The organism is Geodermatophilus amargosae (genome assembly GCF_041028265.1).
In the GTDB taxonomy this organism is placed as follows: domain Bacteria; phylum Actinomycetota; class Actinomycetes; order Mycobacteriales; family Geodermatophilaceae; genus Geodermatophilus; species Geodermatophilus amargosae_A.
In genome coordinates this window covers 73,242-89,385 of the sequence record NZ_JABGCW010000013.1, presented here as the reverse complement: position 1 = coordinate 89,385, position 16,144 = coordinate 73,242, and the positions used below count along the sequence as shown (strand labels likewise).

General features: G+C 76.9%; 14 protein-coding genes. 10 read left to right on the top strand and 4 right to left on the bottom strand.

Annotated elements, in window-relative coordinates; genetic code table 11:
* Positions 1–191 precede the first annotated feature (191 nt).
* The 7 genes from HLV61_RS16345 (at position 192) to HLV61_RS16315 (ending at position 7,853) form a co-directional block, all read left to right on the top strand.
* On the top strand, positions 192–1,475 hold the full coding sequence (locus HLV61_RS16345; RefSeq protein ID WP_369257282.1) for a competence/damage-inducible protein A: 1,284 nt from the start codon (positions 192–194) through the stop codon (positions 1,473–1,475).
* A gap of 40 nt (positions 1,476–1,515) precedes the next feature.
* On the top strand, positions 1,516–1,911 hold the full coding sequence (locus tag HLV61_RS16340) for an SRPBCC family protein (RefSeq protein ID WP_369257280.1): 396 nt from the start codon (positions 1,516–1,518) through the stop codon (positions 1,909–1,911).
* 183 nt (positions 1,912–2,094) lie between these two features.
* Positions 2,095–3,723 carry an acyl-CoA dehydrogenase family protein gene (locus tag HLV61_RS16335; protein ID WP_369257278.1) on the top strand — a complete coding sequence of 543 codons (1,629 nt, stop codon included), beginning with the start codon at positions 2,095–2,097 and terminating at the stop codon, positions 3,721–3,723.
* A 120-nt stretch (positions 3,724–3,843) separates the two neighbouring features.
* Positions 3,844–5,943, top strand: a complete 2,100-nt coding sequence (locus HLV61_RS16330) for a putative bifunctional diguanylate cyclase/phosphodiesterase (RefSeq protein WP_369257276.1) — start codon at positions 3,844–3,846, stop codon at positions 5,941–5,943.
* A gap of 211 nt (positions 5,944–6,154) precedes the next feature.
* A complete protein-coding gene (locus tag HLV61_RS16325; protein ID WP_369257274.1) occupies positions 6,155–6,844 on the top strand; it encodes an NYN domain-containing protein in 690 nt (229 codons plus the stop codon).
* A 40-nt stretch (positions 6,845–6,884) separates the two neighbouring features.
* A complete protein-coding gene (locus HLV61_RS16320) occupies positions 6,885–7,121 on the top strand; it encodes a hypothetical protein (protein WP_163477540.1) in 237 nt (78 codons plus the stop codon).
* 81 nt (positions 7,122–7,202) lie between these two features.
* Complete coding sequence (locus tag HLV61_RS16315) at positions 7,203–7,853, top strand: PilZ domain-containing protein (RefSeq protein WP_369257271.1); 651 nt, start codon at positions 7,203–7,205, stop codon at positions 7,851–7,853.
* Positions 7,854–7,859: 6 nt separating this feature from the next.
* Here HLV61_RS16315 and HLV61_RS16310 read toward each other — a convergent pair whose 3' ends face one another.
* Positions 7,860–8,384 (bottom strand): ATP-binding protein, encoded by a 525-nt coding sequence (locus HLV61_RS16310; protein WP_369257269.1) that lies wholly within the window; start codon positions 8,382–8,384, stop codon positions 7,860–7,862.
* Positions 8,385–8,501: 117 nt separating this feature from the next.
* On the opposite strand from HLV61_RS16310, the gene HLV61_RS16305 reads away from it, so the two are divergent.
* Positions 8,502–9,197 carry an ANTAR domain-containing protein gene (locus HLV61_RS16305; RefSeq protein WP_369257267.1) on the top strand — a complete coding sequence of 232 codons (696 nt, stop codon included), beginning with the start codon at positions 8,502–8,504 and terminating at the stop codon, positions 9,195–9,197.
* Here HLV61_RS16305 and HLV61_RS16300 read toward each other — a convergent pair.
* A complete protein-coding gene (locus HLV61_RS16300; protein WP_369257265.1) occupies positions 9,194–10,174 on the bottom strand; it encodes a nucleoside hydrolase in 981 nt (326 codons plus the stop codon). The two genes, HLV61_RS16305 and HLV61_RS16300, sit on opposite strands and share 4 nt — an antisense overlap.
* Positions 10,175–10,206: 32 nt before the next feature.
* Entirely contained in the window at positions 10,207–11,571 is a 1,365-nt protein-coding gene (locus HLV61_RS16295) for an APC family permease (protein ID WP_369257263.1), read from the bottom strand.
* 337 nt (positions 11,572–11,908) lie between these two features.
* On the opposite strand from HLV61_RS16295, the gene HLV61_RS16290 reads away from it, so the two are divergent.
* The gene (locus HLV61_RS16290; RefSeq protein ID WP_369257261.1) at positions 11,909–12,778 is read left to right on the top strand and encodes a hypothetical protein; all 870 of its coding nucleotides are present in this window, start codon (positions 11,909–11,911) and stop codon (positions 12,776–12,778) included.
* An 861-nt stretch (positions 12,779–13,639) separates the two neighbouring features.
* Positions 13,640–15,721: a SpoIIE family protein phosphatase gene (locus HLV61_RS16285; RefSeq protein WP_369257259.1), complete on the top strand. Its 2,082-nt coding sequence runs from the start codon at positions 13,640–13,642 to the stop codon at positions 15,719–15,721.
* A 12-nt stretch (positions 15,722–15,733) separates the two neighbouring features.
* Here the strand turns inward: HLV61_RS16285 and HLV61_RS16280 are convergent, their stop codons facing one another.
* Positions 15,734–16,141: an ATP-binding protein gene (locus tag HLV61_RS16280; RefSeq protein ID WP_369257257.1), complete on the bottom strand. Its 408-nt coding sequence runs from the start codon at positions 16,139–16,141 to the stop codon at positions 15,734–15,736.
* Positions 16,142–16,144 lie beyond the last annotated feature (3 nt).

Here is a 16,144-nt window from a genome sequence, read left to right as displayed (position 1 = left end):
TCTCCTCCAGGGACGACGGGCAGCCGGTCCGCGCGGGCGGACCGGTCCTTCCCCGCACGCTATCCGCGGCGCCCGGCCGGGACGGGGAGGTGCGACGGCGGGTCCGCCCGCCCCGCTCCGGTGGCCCCGTCCAGGGGCTTCCCCGAGCTCGCGAGAGGTGCGGAGGACGGGGTCCTTCTACTGTCGGCCGGGTGGGCACGCGCGCGGGCATCGTCGTCACCGGCACCGAGGTCCTGACCGGCCGGGTCGCCGACCGCAACGGGCCCTGGCTGGCCGAGGAGCTGCGCCGTTCCGGCGTCGACGTCGGCACGGTCCTCGTGGTGGGTGACCGGCCCGAGGACATGAGGGGGGCGCTGGAGTACCTCGCCGGCAGCGGCGTGGACCTCGTCCTCACCACCGGCGGGCTGGGACCCACCGCCGACGACCTCACCGCGGCGATCGTCGGCGAGGTGCAGGGACGCCCGCTCGACGTCGACCCGCAGCTCGAGCAGCGGGTCGCCGCCGTCGTCGAGGAGCTCATGTCGCGGACCGGCTGGCGGGCCGACCCGGAGGCGACGGCGGCCGGGGTGCGCAAGCAGGCGATGGTCCCGGCCGGCGCGATGGTGCTCGAGCCGGTGGGGACGGCGCCGGGCCTCGTCGTCCCGCCGGCCGACGGGCGCACCGGGCCGGTCGTCGTCGTGCTGCCCGGGCCGCCGTCGGAGCTGCAGGGCATGTGGCCGGCCGCGCTGGCCGCCGGGCCGGTGCGGGAGGTGCTGGCCGGGGCCGGTGAGCTGCGGCAGGGGACGATCCGGCTCTACGGCACGCTCGAGGCCCAGCTGGCCGCCACGCTGCGCGGGCTGGAGGACGGGCTCGGCGGCCTGGAGATCACCACCTGCCTGCGGGAGGGCGAGCTGGAGATCGTCACCCGCTTCGCGCCCGACGCCCAGCCGGCCTACGACCGGCTGGCCGCCGCGCTGGCCGAGGAGTACGCGGCGACGCTGTTCTCGACCGGGCCGACGCTCGACGACCTGGTGGCCGGCGCGCTGGCCGACCGGGGGCTCACCGTCGCCACCGCCGAGTCCTGCACCGGCGGGCTGCTGGTGGCCCGGCTGATCGAGCGGGCCGGGTCGTCGGCGTGGGTGCTCGGCGGCATCACCTCCTACGCCAACTCGGCGAAGGAGCACCTGGTCGGCGTGCCGGGGGAGATGCTGGCCCAGTTCGGTGCGGTGAGCCCGCAGGTGGCGCTGGCGCTGGCCGAGGGGGCGCGGGAGCGGTTCGGCGCCGACGTCGGCGTCGGGATCACCGGCATCGCCGGCCCCGGCGGCGGGACGCCGGACAAGCCCGTGGGCACCGTGCACCTGTGCGTCGTCGGCCCGTCCGGTCAGCAGGCGCGGTCGGTGCGGCTGCGCGGCTCGCGGACGGCGGTGCGCGAGCGGTCCGTCGTCCTGGCGATGCACCTGCTGCGGCACCTCCTGCTCGGCGGCCCGCCGGCGTGAGGGGACCGTGCCGGGTCCGGTCGGGGACGGAGGAGGTCGCATGGGCAGGGTGACACTGCACGCCACGGGTCCGCTGGCGCCGGCGGAGGCGTGGGAGCGTTACGCGGAGCCGGCACGGTGGCCGACGTGGGCGCCGCAGATCACCGGCGTCCAGGTGCCGGTGCCCCGGCTCGCCGCCGGGGTCGAGGGCCGTGTGCGGGGCCCGCTCGGGGTGACGGTGCCCTTCGTCGTCGAGTCGGTGGACGAGGCGGCCCGCCGGTGGGCCTGGACGGTCACTGCGGGTCCGGTGCGGCTGCACCTCGTGCACTGGGTGGCCGATGGTCCCGACGGCGGCAGCACGACCGGCCTGCGCATCCACGGGCCCCTGCCCGTGGTGGCCGCGTACGCGCCGCTGGCCCGGCTCGCGATCGGCCGCCTGGTCCGCCCGCTCGGCTGATCCGCGGGAACCGTCGCCCCCCGTGGGTTCGGGGTCCTGCACGAGGGAGCCGCCGGGTGACCTCGAGCCGGGCGGCGGCCCACGGCCGACGACCCGCCGCCTCCTGACGCAGCCGACCCCGTCGTTCCACGTGGAACGGGCGGACGGTGTGACCGCGGCGACCGGCGTCGTACGGTGCCCGGCGTGAGTGCGACGCACGAGGTCACCAACCAGGTCCCACCGCTGGTCGGCCACGACCCGATCGCCGGGGACGCGGCGCTGGCCGAGGCCTGCGTCCGACACGCCGACGAGGCGACGCTCGCCTCGCTGGCCGACCTCGGCGCGGTCGCCGGCGGCGAGCAGGCGCGCGAGTGGGGCCGGCTGGCCGACGAGAACCGCCCGGTGCTCCGCACGCACGACCGCTACGGCCACCGGATCGACGAGGTGGAGTTCCACCCCGCCTGGCACGAGCTCATGCGGACGGCGTTCGAGCACGGCCTCGCCGGTGCGCCCTGGGCCGCGGCCGACGCCGGCTACCGGCACGCGCACGTGCGCCGTGCCGTCGGCTACCTCGGCTGGACCCAGGTCGAGGCCGGCCACGGCTGCCCGGTGACGATGACCTACGCCGCCGTCCCGGCGCTGCGGGCCGCGCCCGCGCTCGCCGCCCGCTACGAGCCCGGCCTCACCGCGACCGGCTACCGGTCCGGCCTCACCGATCCCGTCGCCAAGCCCGGCCTGGTCGCGGGCATGGGCATGACCGAGAAGCAGGGCGGCTCGGACGTCCGGTCCAACACCACCCGCGCCGTGGCCAACGCCGACGGCGGCTTCGCGCTCACCGGCCACAAGTGGTTCACCAGCGCCCCCATGAGCGACCTCTTCCTCGTCCTCGCCCGGCTCGACGAGGGCGTGTCGTGCTTCCTCGTCCCGCGGGTGCTGCCCGACGGCAGCCGCAACGTCTTCCGGCTGCAGCGCCTCAAGGACAAGCTCGGCGACCGGGCGAACGCCTCCGGCGAGGTCGAGTTCGACGGCACCACGGGCTGGCTCGTCGGCGAGCCCGGCCGGGGCGTGCCGACGATCATCGAGATGGTCAACACGACCCGGCTGGACTGCGTCGTCGGCTCGGCGGCCACCGTCCGCGCGGCGCTCACCCAGGCGATCCACCACGCCCGCCACCGCTCCGCGTTCGGCGCGCTGCTGGCCGACCAGCCGCTCATGCAGAACGTGCTCGCCGACCTCGCCGTCGAGAGCGAGGCCGCCACGGCGCTGGCCATCCGGCTGGCCGCGGCGCTCGACGGCGGCGAGACGGCGTTCCTCCGGCTGGCCGGCGCCGCCGCGAAGTTCCTCGTCTGCAAGCGCACCCCGGCCGTCGTCGGCGAGGCGCTGGAGGTCCTGGGAGGCAACGGCTACGTCGAGGAGTCGGGCATGCCGCGGCTCTACCGGCAGGCCCCGCTGAACTCGATCTGGGAGGGCTCGGGCAACGTCATCGCCCTCGACGTCCTCCGGGCGCTGGGCCGCAGCAGCGAGTCGCTGGCCGCCGTCACCGCCGAGATCGAGCTGGCCCGCGGCGTCGACGCCCGCTTCGACGACGCGGTGGAGCGGCTCTCCGCCGAGCTCGGCGACCCCGAGGAGCTCCCGGCGCGGGCCCGCCGGGTGGCCGGCCTGCTGGCCCAGTGCCTGCAGGGCTCGCTGCTGCTCCGCTTCGCGCCGCCCGAGGTCGCCGACGCCTTCTGCGCCACCCGCCTGGGCGGGGACTGGGGATCGGTGCTCGACACGCTGCCCTCCGCCGTGCCCGCCGCGCGGATCGTGGAGCGATCGACGATCGGCCCTGCCTGACACCCGGGTGCTCCACTACTCTCGGGTAGGCATCGCGCACGGACCGACTTCCCATCGTCCCGGTCCGTCACCGGCACCTGCAGAGCGGGAGCCAGCGTGAGCCAGGGGGAGAGATCACGCGTGCACCTATCCGACCACGCAGGCGCGGCCGCACCACCGCACCTGCTGGCCAGCGTCCCGGACGCGGTCTACCACCTCGACCGCACGTGGCGCTTCACCTGGCTCAACGCCGCGGCCGAGTCGCTGCTGAACCGGCCGGCCGACACGGTGCTGGGCAAGACCGTGCTCGAGTGCATCCCGGACCTCCGGGGCACCGAGTTCGAGGCCGAGGTCCACGGGGCGCTGGAGGACGGCCGCCCGCGCGTCTTCGAGTACCTGCACCGGCCACGGGACCGCTGGTTCGAGGTCCGCGCCTCCGCGGACGCCACCGGCCTGGTCGTGTTCGTCCGCGACGTCGACTCGCGGCACCGCGCGTTCGCCGCCCAGGCGCACGCGCTGCGGCAGACCACCGCCGTCCTGGACGCCCTCCCCTCCCCGACCGTGCTGCTGGACCGTGCCGGCCGGATCCGCAGCGTCAACCGCAGGTGGGTGGCGGTCTCGGACGACGTGCGGGCGGGCGGCTGGGAGGTGGCCGAGGTGGGGGACGACTACCTCGCGCGGATCTCCCAGGGCGTGCCTCCCGGCGACTTCGCCCGCATCGCCGGGGGACTGGCCGAGCTCCGCGCGGCGCCGTCCGGGGGACCGACGCAGACCTTCGCCTGCGACTACTCGATCGGGCTCTCCGGCGGCCCCGCCTGGTGGCGGCTGCAGGCGGCGCGGGTGGAGGAGGACGGTCAGCTCGTCGTCACCCACACCGACATCAGCGAGCGGGTCCGCGACCAGCAGCGCCTGGTCTGGCAGGCCACCCACGACGACCTGACCGGTCTGCCCAACCGTGCCCGGCTCCTGGAGCTGATCGGGAAGGCGCTGGCCGACGAGGCCGCCCGCCCCGCGCTGCTCTTCCTCGACATCGACGGTTTCAAGACCATCAACGACTCCCTCGGCCACGAGGTCGGGGACGAGCTGCTGCGCCAGGTGGGCGCGCGCCTGGCGAACCAGGTCCGCCCCGGCGACGCCGTCGGCCGGCTCGGCGGTGACCAGTTCGTCGTCCTGGCGAGCTCCTGCGACACGTCCGAGGCGGCGTCGCTGGCCTTCCGCCTGCAGCGCTCCTTCGCCCGTCCCTTCATCGCCGCGGGCGTCTCGGTCCCGGTCTCGGCGAGCATCGGGGTCGCCGTCGCCCAGGCCGGCCTGCGCCACGCCCACCAGTTGCTCAGCGACGCCGACGCCGCCTCGTACGCGGCCAAGGCGGCCGGCCGCGACCGCGTGCACCTGTTCTCCCCCGGCCTGCGGGACGCCGCCCGCTGGCGCATGGACGTCGCCACCCGGCTGCGCGACGGCGCCCTCGACCAGTTCGTCGTCCACTACCAGCCGGTCGTGCGGCTGGACACCGGCGAGGTCGAGGGCGTGGAGGCGCTGCTGCGCTGGCAGCACCCCGAGCGCGGCCTGCTCGCGCCGGACGCCTTCCTCTCGGTCGCCGAGGAGACCGGCCAGCTCATCCCGATCACCCGCTGGCTGCTGCGCGAGACCACCCGGCAGGCCGCCGACTGGGCGCAGCAGGGCCTGCAGCTGCGGATGGCGGTCAACATCAGCGCCCGCCACTTCTCCACCGAGACGCTGGTGCGCGACGTCCGGACGGCGCTGCACCAGTCGGGCCTGGCGGCCGACCAGCTCATGCTCGAGCTGACCGAGACCTGCGTGGCCGAGGACCCGACCCGCGCCGAGGACCAGCTCGCCGTCCTGCGCGGCTTCGGCGTGCGGGTCGCGATCGACGACTTCGGCACGGGGTGGTCCTCGCTGGCCCAGCTCATGGCGCTGCCCATCGGGACGCTCAAGATCGACCGCTCGCTCATCACGGCCGCCGAGCGGCTGGCCGCCGGGGGCACCGGTGCGGTGCTCGGGGCGATCGTCGAGCTCGCGCACACCCTGGGCATCAAGTCGGTCGCCGAGGGCGTGGAGACCGCCGAGCACCTGCGGATGGTCCGCGAGGCCGGCTGCGACTCCGCGCAGGGCTACCTGCTGGCCCACCCGATGGCCGCCGGGGACGTCGAGGCCTGGGCGCACCGCGTGCAGGCCGGCGGCGGGGACTCCTGCGCCATGGCCCTGGCCGGGCAGCTGGGCTGAGGACCGGGGGGACGGCACTGCGGAGGGGGGAGCGGTGACCGGGTCGCTCCGGCGGCGGGCGGTCCGCCGGGCCACCGCGCCGGCGGGACCGCCGCCGGCCGCACCTCCCGCCGCACCTCCCGCCGCACCTCCCGCCGCACCTCCCGCCGCACCTCCCGCCACACCGGACGTGCCGGCCACGACGACGGGACCGACCGGGCAGACTGCCCCCGTGACCACGATCAGCGACGAGGCCCCCGTCACCGAGCCGCAGCCCGACGAGGGCCGCGGGCGGCCGGCGCTGGACCTGCTGATCTGGGACGCGCCCAACATCGACATGACCCTGTCGACGGTCATCGGCGCCCGGCCCACCGCCGCCTCCCGGCCCCGCTTCGACGCGATCGCGGCCTGGTTCGTCGACGGCGCCGGCGACCCGGCCACGCCCGACGCGCCCGAGGTCGAGGCGTGCGTCTTCGCCAACATCCCGCCGGTCGTCGGATCGCTGCAGCGCTGGGTGGAGGCGCTGCGCGGCTTCGGCTACGCCGTCTTCGCCCGGCCCAAGAGCCAGCCCGACGACGACATCGACCAGGCGATGCTCGACCACATCGAGGTCCGCGCGCACAGCCACCGGCTGCGGCGGCTGGTCGTCTTCTCCGGCGACGGGCGCAACTTCGCCGAGCCGCTCGAGGAGCTCGCGCGCACGGGCACGCAGGTCGTCGTCGTGGCCTTCAGCGAGGTGGCCGGCTACGCCATCAGCTCCGACGTCCTCGAGTTCATCGACATCGAGGACGTCCCCGGGGCCTTCGCCGCACCGCTGGACCGCGTCCGGCTCGACGCGCTCCCGCCGGACGGGGCCTGGCTGCGGCCCACCCGGAGCCTGCGCGACTTCGTCACGAACTGGACCGCCCGGCGCAGCGGCTGACGCCGGTGTCCGCCGGCCCGCGCCGGGGCACACAGGAGGCATGGCGGTCTGCGAGGTCTGCGGCAACGACTACGACATGAGCTTCGAGGTGGTGGCCCAGGGGGCCCGGCACACCTTCGACAGCTTCGAGTGCGCCATCCACCGCATGGCGCCGATCTGCGAGCACTGCGGGGTGAAGGTGGTCGGCCACGGCGTCGTCGTGGACGGCTCCTTCTACTGCTGCGCCCACTGCGCCCGCGCCGAACACGACGACGCACCGGTGGCCGACTCCGCCTGAGCCGCCCGGGACCCAGCGGCTACCGTGCCCGGGGGCCACGACGGCCCCCGGCCGCGAGGCCCGGACGCACCGGGGGAGCACATGGACGCCGCACGCGGAGACCTCGGACGCGGGGACACGGCGGGCACCGACCGGCCGGCCGCCGGGTCGGACGCGGAGGTCGTGCTCCCCGACCGCGGGACGGCGGTCGGGGGCTTCGTGCAGTCGTCGTCGGCCGGCGAGCTGCGGCTGCAGCTCGAGGGTGACCGCGAGGCGCCCGAGGTCGCACCCGGGGACGACGCCGAGGTGTCCTGGCGCGGCCCCGACACCCGCCGTGTGGGACCGGCGCGGGTCACCGCCGTCGAGGGCAGCACCTGGGTGCTCGCCCTCACCGGTCCGGGCGCGCCCAGCCAGCGCCGGCAGGCCGTCCGCGCGCTCGTCGTCGTGCCGGTCACCGCGCGGCACGGCGGGTCCGGCGTCGCCGGCGACACCGTCGACCTCAGTGAGTCCGGTGCCCGGGTGCTGCTGCGCGCCCGTCCGCCCGTGGCCGCCGGCGGGACGCTGACCCTCGCCGTCGCCCTGGACGACGGCGAGCTGGCGCTGCCGGCCCAGGTGGTGCGCAGCGAGGAGCGCGGGGCGCGCACCCTGGTCTCGCTGCGCTTCGTCGCGCCGGGCGAGCGGGAGCAGGACCGGCTCCGCCGCCGGGTGTTCCGGGCGCTGCGCGAGCAGAGCGCGCGGGCCGCCGGCCGCTGAGGGCGGTCAGTCGAACGGGATCTCCGGCGCGCGCGGCTCGGGCACCTGCTTGCCGATGCCCTCGATCGGCTGCAGGCCCGAGGGCAGCCGCGCCCACACGTGCTTGCGGCCCGGGCGCCGCTCGTAGCCGTAGTCGACCGACAGCTGCGCCACCAGGTGCAGTCCCATCCCGCCCAGTGAGGGGTCGCGGTCGACGGCGGGCACCGGCGGACGGTCGGGCGCCTCGTCGCTGAGGTCGAGCAGCCAGCCCGCGGGGCTGGCCACCACGAGCGCCCGGACGTCGCCGCCGCCGTGCCGCAGCGCGTTGGACGCCAGCTCCTCGAACACCAGCAGCAGCCCGTCGCGCGCGTCCTCGGTCGACGACGTGCTGACCGAGGGGTGGGCGATGCGGGCCCGCAGGTCGGAGCGCACCCGGGAGACCACGTGCATGGCCTCGAGCTGCCAGTGCCAGACGTCGCCGGCCACCGAGGGCACGTGAGCGCACGGCCACGCCTCCTCGCCCATCGCCTCCCCCTCGCGTCCGCTCCGCACGACCGGCGTCCATCCTGACCGAAAGCGCTCCCCGGCGCAGCGGCGGGGGCCCTCGTCCGCACCGGATCCCTGCTCCCGGGCTCCCGGTCCGGCCCCGCGCCGGGCAGGATGGCCGGCGTGGAGGACCTCTGGCGCGCGCTGAGCCGACTGCAGCTCGCCGACCGCGTGCTCGGTGACGTCCTCGGCGAGGTCACCCGGCTCGCGGCGGAGCACGTCCCCGGGGCCGAGTCGACGTCGATCACGCTCATCCGCGGGGACACCGCCACCACGGCCGCCCACCACGGCGAGATGTCCCTGGCCGCCGACGAGCTGCAGTACGACGAGGGCTACGGCCCCTGCCTCGACGCCGGGCGGGCCGGGGTGGTCCTGCGGATCGACGACACGCAGTCCGAGACCCGCTGGCCGGCCTACGTCGCCCGCGTCGTCGAGGTCGGCGTCCGGAGCTCGCTGTCGATGCCGCTGCCGTACCAGGGCACCACGATCGGCGCGCTCAACAACTACTCCTCGAAGCCGCGGGCCTTCGCCTCGGAGGAGTCCGCGCAGGCCGCCCGCGAGGTGGCCGAGGCGGTCGCGGTCGCCGTCGCCAACGCCGACGCGCACGCCCTGCTGGGCGAGCACGCCCGCAACATGGAGCTGGCGATGCAGTCGCGCGCGGTCATCGAGCAGGCCAAGGGCGTGCTGATGGCCCAGCGGCACGTCGACGCCGACGCGGCCTTCGACCTGCTGCGCGAGGCCTCCCAGCGCTACAACCGCAAGCTGCGCGACATCGCCGCGGGCATCGTCGACTCCGTCGTCGGGCCGCCTCGGCGCTAGGGCGCCTCAGCAGCGCCCCGGCCCACCGTCGCGGCGAGGCCGGCCAGCCGGCTGACGAGGAACTCGACCGCCGCGGCGCTGTCCACGGTCTCGGCGACGTCGACCGCGGTGGGGGAGTCCGACACCGACCGGCGGTCCACCAGCGTCTGCCCCCGGGAGGGCCCGTTCCCGGTGTCGACGACGACGTCGCGGCGGACGGTGCCCAGCGTGCCCGGCGCGATCGCCTCGGTCAGCGCCAGCGCGTCGTGCACGACGACGCCCGACGTCCCGTACGCCGTCCGGGCGTGGTCGAGGTACTGCTGCAGGATCGCCGCCGCCGCGGCCCCCACCGGCCCCGCCGCGGCGAAGCGGGCGACGCCGGCCTCGTCCAGCACGGTGGGCAGCGTGACGTCGAGGCCGACGAGCACCGTCGGGACCGTCGAACCGAGCACCCGCGCCGCGGCCTCCGGGTCGGACCACACGTTGAACTCCGCGGCGGCGGTGACGTTGCCGCCGCGGCCGGCCGAGCCGCCCATGAGCACCAGCCGGCCGATCCGTGCGGCCGCCTCGGGGTAGGTGGCCAGCAGCAGCGCGACGTTCGTCCACGGCCCGATGGCGGCCACCGTCACCGGCCCGTCGGAGGCCAGGAGCAGGTCGGCCAGCGCGACGACGGCCGGACGCGGGTCGACCGCGGCGGGGGAGGGCGGCAGCTCGACGCCGCCCAGCCCGGCGACGCCGTGCACGTGCCCGGCGCGTTCGGGCTGCGGGAACACCAGCGACTCGGCGGCGCCCGCGGCCACCGGGACGTCGGAGCGGCCGGCCAGGTGCAGCACCCGCAGCGCGTTGTCCGTCGTCTGCGGCAGCTCCACGTTGCCGTGCACGGTGGTGACCAGGCGCAGGTCGACCTCCGGGCTGGCCAGCGCCAGGAGGATCGCGAGGGCGTCGTCGATGCCGGGGTCGGTGTCGATCACCAGGGGCCGCGCGGGGGGAGGAGCCACCCGGCCATCCTCGCAACCGGTGTGCGGCCGGCTCAGCCGACCGGGGTGCGCTCCCGGGCCTCGGCCCGGCGCCTCGGCAGGGCGGTCACCAGGTAGAGCAGCACCCCGACGGCGAGCAGGATCCCCGCGAAGGCCCAGGTCCGGGCCTCCTGCTGCCAGAGCAGGACCAGGCACGAGGCGATCGCCAGCACCGGGACGACGAACGGCACCCGGAAGTGCGGCGCCTCGACCCGGTCGCCGCGCAGCACCAGCACCGCGGTGTTGGTGCTGATGAAGACGAACAGCAGCAGGAGCACCACCGTGTTGGCCAGCGTGGCCAGGTCCCCGGCCAGGCTCAGGCCCATGGCCACCAGCGTGGTGACGGCGATGGCCACCCACGGCGTCCGGCGCCGCGGCAGCACCCGTCCCAGGACGGCGGGCAGCAGGTGCTGCTCGGCCAGCCCGTACGCCATGCGGCTTGCCATGATCATGGTGAGCAGCGCGCCGTTGGCGACGGCGATCAGGGCGACGAGGCCGAACAGCCGGTCGGGGATCCCGGCGTCGGCGGCCCGCACCACCTCGAGCAGGGGCCCGCTGGAGCCGGCCAGGTCGCCGGGCGGGAGCACCACCGCCGCGGCGATGCCGACCAGCACGTAGACCAGGCCGGCGGTGAGCAGGGCGCCGAACAGCGCCCGCGGGTAGACCCGCCGCACGTCGCGGACCTCCTCGGCGACGTTGGCCGACGTCTCGAACCCGACGAAGGAGTAGTACGCCAGCAGCGCCGCCGACAGCACCGCCGTCCCCGCGGACACCCCGGGCGGGAACTCCACCGAGCGGCCGAGGTCGCCGTCGCCGCGGGACAGCACCACCGCGCCGAGGACGACGACGAGCACCAGGCCGGAGGTCTCCACCAGCGTCATCACCAGGTTGGCGCGCAGCGACTCCTGGATGCCTCGGGCGTTGAGCAGCGCCACGGCCAGCAGGAACACCAGCGCGGCCGGGGCGGCGGGGACGTCGAGGAACACCCCCAGGTAGTCGCCGGCGAAGGCCAGCGCGAGGCCCGCGGCACTGGTGACGCCGGCGGCGAGCATGCAGAAGCCGACCAGGAAGGCCACCACCGGCGAGCGGAAGGCACGCTCGGCGAACACCGCCGAGCCCCCGGCGCGGGGGTACTTCGTGACCAGCTCGGCGTAGGAGGCCGCGGTCAGCAGCGCCAGGAGCAGCGCGACCAGCAGCGGCACCCAGATCGCCCCGCCGACCTCCCCGGCGACCTCGCCGACCAGCGCGTAGACCCCGGCACCCAGGACGTCGCCGAGGATGAACAGGTAGAGCAGCGGGCCGGTGACGGCGCGGCGCAGCTTCGTGTCGGGCTCGTCGGCACTGGCCGGGGCGGTGTCGCCGGCGGGCTGGTCGGTCACCGATCGAGTCTGGGCAGCTCCGGGAGGCCCGGCAACCGGACCACACCGATCCGGGGATCCGGCGGGACGGGGCGACACGCCGGGCGCGGTGGCGCGTGTCCCGGGGTGACCGGAGCCCCCACGGCGGCCGTCCACGCTCGCCGGCCGTCGACGGGTCGACAAGGGATCGTCGTCAGCGCCCGGTGACCGAACCGCTGGTCAGGACCCCACAACGGTTGCGTCACGGGCTCTCCAGGGGGTGTCCCGATCGGCCGTCCCCGGGGCCCGCGGTCCCTACCGTTCCCCTCGTCCGCAGCACCTTCCCCTGCTGCGGACACAGACCCCCCAGGAGGACGGCATGGCGATCGACCGGGCACCTGCCCCGTCGTCGGCGACCCTGCCGGACGACCTGGGTCTGGCCGGTCTCCTCGGCCTGCTCGACCGGGCGCACGAGCTGCCGCAGCGCCGGCGCCCCCGGCGCGCGGCAGGGACCCGCTCACCGGGCGCGCCGCGTGCGCTGCGCCCGCTGCCGGTGGCCCGCCCGGTGCCGGTCCCGCGCACCCGCCCGGTCCCGCCGGTGCTCGTCCCGGCCGCCCCTGCCGAGGTCGCCCCCGTCCCGGCCTCCGTCGCGGTCGCCGCCGTCGTGCCCCCGCCGGTCGCCGCGCCCGGCCCCCGCTGGCGCGCCCGGCTGCGCGCCTCGGTGCGGCGGCTGGCGCTGTGGGGCGCGGGCCCGGACGGCGTGCACGCCGCCTGGCCGACCGCTCCCGTCGTCGTGCCGCCCGCCGGTCCCGGCCTGGTCCGCCGGCTGGCGCTGTGGGGCGGCGGCGCCGACGGCGAGCACCTGGCCTGGGGCCGTCCGCGCCCGGCCCTGGCCGCGCCGGCCCCCGCCCCCGCGCCGGACCGCGCTCCCGCGCCGGCCCCTGCCCCGAACGGCCCGGTGGTGCTCACCGAGCTCCCGAGCACCCCCACGGTCCGGCCCGCGGCGTCTTCCCCCGCTGCGGCGCCGTCCCCGGCCGACTCCGTCCGGCCGGTCCCGTCCCGTGCCGCCCCCCGCTCCGCGGGCCCGGCGCTGGCCCCGGCCGGCTGGCCGGCGCGGCCCGCCGCAGGGCGGCCCACGGCACGGGCGCCCGACCCGCCCGGCACCGCCGGTGCGGTGCGCACCCGGGGCGACCCGGGCGGGCACCCGGCGCGGGGCTCTCCCCGGCCGCCGCCACCGGCTCCCGACTGATCCGCAGCGCGCCCCCTCCCCGGGGACGTGCGTCCGCACCCTCGTCGACGTGCTCGACGGGCCCGGCCACCTCCTTCCCCCCGTGGGTGGCCGGACCGCCGGCCCGCTCCCCGAGCAGTTCCACCTCCCGGCCGACCACGGCCGCCCCTGGCCCTCCTCCGCGGCACCCCGCCGCCGACCGACCTCACCGCACGACGATCCGGCCTCGACCCCCGCCGACTGCCTCTGCCGAGGACAGCGCGCGGGCCCTCCAGGGAGGCCCCGGACCGCGGCGCGGCGCGGCGACCGGCAGCGGGTCCCCCCCGCCGCCGGCAGCAGACCCCTCCGCACGACGATCCGGCCTCGCCCCCCCGCCGACTGCCCCGCACGAGGGCAGCGCGCGGACCCTCCCGGGAGGCCCGGACGCCCGCGGCGCGGCTGCCCGGCGACGACCGCCGCAGCGTGGAGGACCGGGTCCTGCCGGTGCCCGGCGCGAGACGACCCGCCCCGTCGTCTCCCGGGTCTCCGACCGGCACGACCCGTCCAGCAGGCGACCGGCGACCGGGAACGGCCCGCCGGCCGAGGTGGACGCCCGCAGGGACCCGGCCGCGGTCGCCAGGCCCGGCGCCGCGACGAGGACGGTGGACGCAGGCCCCGGGCCCGGCGGCGGACCGCGACGAGACGAGACGGGACGAGAAGAGACGAGACGACGGGCGCTCCCGGGCGGCCCGACCGGCACCGAGGCCGGTCCGGCTGTCCTGGGGGCGCCCGTCCCCGTGCCGGTGAGGAGGTGTCGACTCCGGCACACCGGTTGTGATCCCCCGTCCCGGCATGGGACAAAGGACGGCGTACCACCGCTCCCAGGAATGGACCCCGCTGCCCGTGACCGTCCCCGAGCAGCGCCCGGGGTCGCCGGGGGCGCCACCCCTCCCGCTGAGCGTGCTCCCCGAGGACCCGGAGGTCGGCCGGCTGCGCTTCGAGCTGGCCATCGACGCCGCCGGCATCGGCAGCTTCGACTGGGACCTCCGCACCGGGAGGCTCTCCTGGGACGACGCGCTCCTGGCGATCTTCGGCTACGACGCCGGCGGCTTCGACGGGACGATCGACGGCTTCGCCGCGCGGCTGCACCCCGACGACCGCGAGCGCACCCTCGGCGCCCTGCAGGACGCCATCGACACCTGCGGCGCCTACGACGCCGAGTTCCGCGTGGTCCTGCCCTCCGGCGAGACCCGCTGGGTGCAGGGCCGCGGCCGCGCGCTGGCCGACGACCGCGGGACGGCGGTCCGGCTGCTCGGTGCCGGCCTCGACACCACCCGGCTGCGTGAGGGCGACGCCCGCGTGTCCCGGGTGCTCGAGACGATGCGCTCGGCGTTCTTCGCCCTCGACCGCGGGTGGCGCTTCACCTACGTCAACGCCGAGGCCGAGCGGGTGCTGCACCGCGGCCGTGACGAGCTCCTCGGCGGGGAGATCTGGACGCTCTTCCCGGCCGCCGTCGGTAGCGACTTCGAGGTCAACTACCGGGCGGCGATGGAGCGCGGCGAGGAGCGGGTCTTCGAGGCGTACTACCCGCCGCCGCTGGACGCCTGGTACGAGGTGCGCGCGTGGCCGGGGCCCGACGGGCTGTCGGTCTACTTCCTCGACGTCACCGAGCGCCGCGCCGCCGAGCAGCGGGCCCGCGACAGCGCCGCGCGGCTGGCCCTGGTCGCCGAGGTCAGCTCGCTCATGTCGGCGTCGCTGGGCTCCGGCGGTGCCGAGCAGCCGGCGCTGCAGCGGGTGGCCGAGGCCGTCGTCCCGGTGCTCGGCGACTGGGTGATCCTCACGCTGTCCACCGGCGAGGACGGCCGGATGCGCGACGTCGCGAGCTGGCACCGCGACCCCGCGCTGCGCGGCACCACCGCCGCCTACGCCGACCTGCGGCTGGCCTCGATCCCCCCGGACGCGCCGGTGCTGCGGGCCCTGGAGTCGGGCCGGCTGCTGACCGTCGCCGACGTCCCGGGGGCCATCCGCCCGACGCTGCCCGAGGGCGGGGTGCTCGAGGCCTTCGACGCGCTGGCCCCGCAGACGGCGGTCACGCTGCCGCTGCTGGCCCGGGGGCGCACGCTCGGCGCGCTCAGCGTGTACCGCGGCGCCGACCGGCCGGCCGCGAACGCCGAGGAGGTGGCGGCCGCCCGCGAGGTCGCCGACCGTGTCGCGCTGGCGCTGGACAACGCGCGGCTGTTCGACCAGCAGCGGCGGCTGGCCGAGGCGCTGCAGCGGAGCATGCTCACCGCGCCGCCGCAGCCCGACGACGCCGAGATCGTCGTCCGGTACCAGCCGGCGGTGCAGGTCGCCCAGGTCGGCGGCGACTGGTACGACGCCTTCCTGCAGCCCGACGGCGCCACGGTGCTCGTCATCGGCGACGTCGTCGGCCACGACATCGAGGCGGCCGCGACGATGGGCCAGCTGCGCGGCATGCTGCGCGGGATCGCCTACCGCGGTGACGTCCCGCCCGAGGCCGTCCTCGTCGAGCTCGACGGTGCCATCGACGCGCTGCGCATGGGCTCGATGGCGACCGCGGTGGTCGCGCGGGTGGAGCAGACGCCGGAGCAGCGGGCCGCCGGGACGACGACGCTGCGGTGGTCCAACGCCGGGCACCCGCCGCCGCTGCTGCTCCTGCCCGACGGCGAGGTGCGCGTGCTGGGCACCGAGCGCGGGCAGCTCGTGCTCGGCGTCGACCCGTCGGCCCCGCGGACGTCGGCGGCGGTGCAGGTGCCGCGCGGGTCGACGCTGCTGCTCTACACCGACGGGCTGGTCGAGGGCCGGGACCTGCTGCTCGACGACGGCATCGCGCTGTTGCGCGCGGCGCTCACCCGTCTCGCCGACCTCCCGCTGGACCGGCTGTGCGACGCGCTGGTCTCCCGGCTGCGCCCCGAGGGCCTCCAGGACGACGTCGCCCTGGTCGCCGTCCGCCTGCACCCCCAGTGAGGAGCGAGCACCTCACGCGGGAGGCAGGACCGCCCAGACGGTCTTGGCGTCACCGTCGACGTACCAGCCGTGCGCCGTGGACAGCTCGGCGATGAGGTGCAGGCCCAGGCCGCCCAGGGCGGGGTCGCGGTCGATCGCGGGGGTCGGCGGGGTGCACGCGTCGCCGTCGGACACCGCCACGAGGAAGGCGTTCCCGGTGCGCCGGACCGCCGCCTCGACGCGGCCGCCGCCGTGGCGCAGCGCGTTGGAGGCCATCTCGTCGAGCACGAGGACCAGCCGGTCGCGCAGGTCGGCGGCGCCGTCCACCACGTGCGACCGGCGCAGCTCGTCGCGCACGAGAGGCAGTTCGGAGACGTCGGTCAGCGCCCAGGACAGGGCGTCCCGGGCGGGCGGTGGTGACGCCGACGGCCAGCCGGACACGGC

Coding starts and splice junctions, on each gene's coding strand:
- HLV61_RS16340 (WP_369257280.1), top strand. CDS start 1,516: ATGGGCAGGGTGACACTGCACGCCACGGGTCCGCTGGCGCCGGCGGAG.
- HLV61_RS16320 (WP_163477540.1), top strand. CDS start 6,885: ATGGCGGTCTGCGAGGTCTGCGGCAACGACTACGACATGAGCTTCGAG.
- HLV61_RS16315 (WP_369257271.1), top strand. CDS start 7,203: ATGGACGCCGCACGCGGAGACCTCGGACGCGGGGACACGGCGGGCACC.
- HLV61_RS16290 (WP_369257261.1), top strand. CDS start 11,909: ATGGCGATCGACCGGGCACCTGCCCCGTCGTCGGCGACCCTGCCGGAC.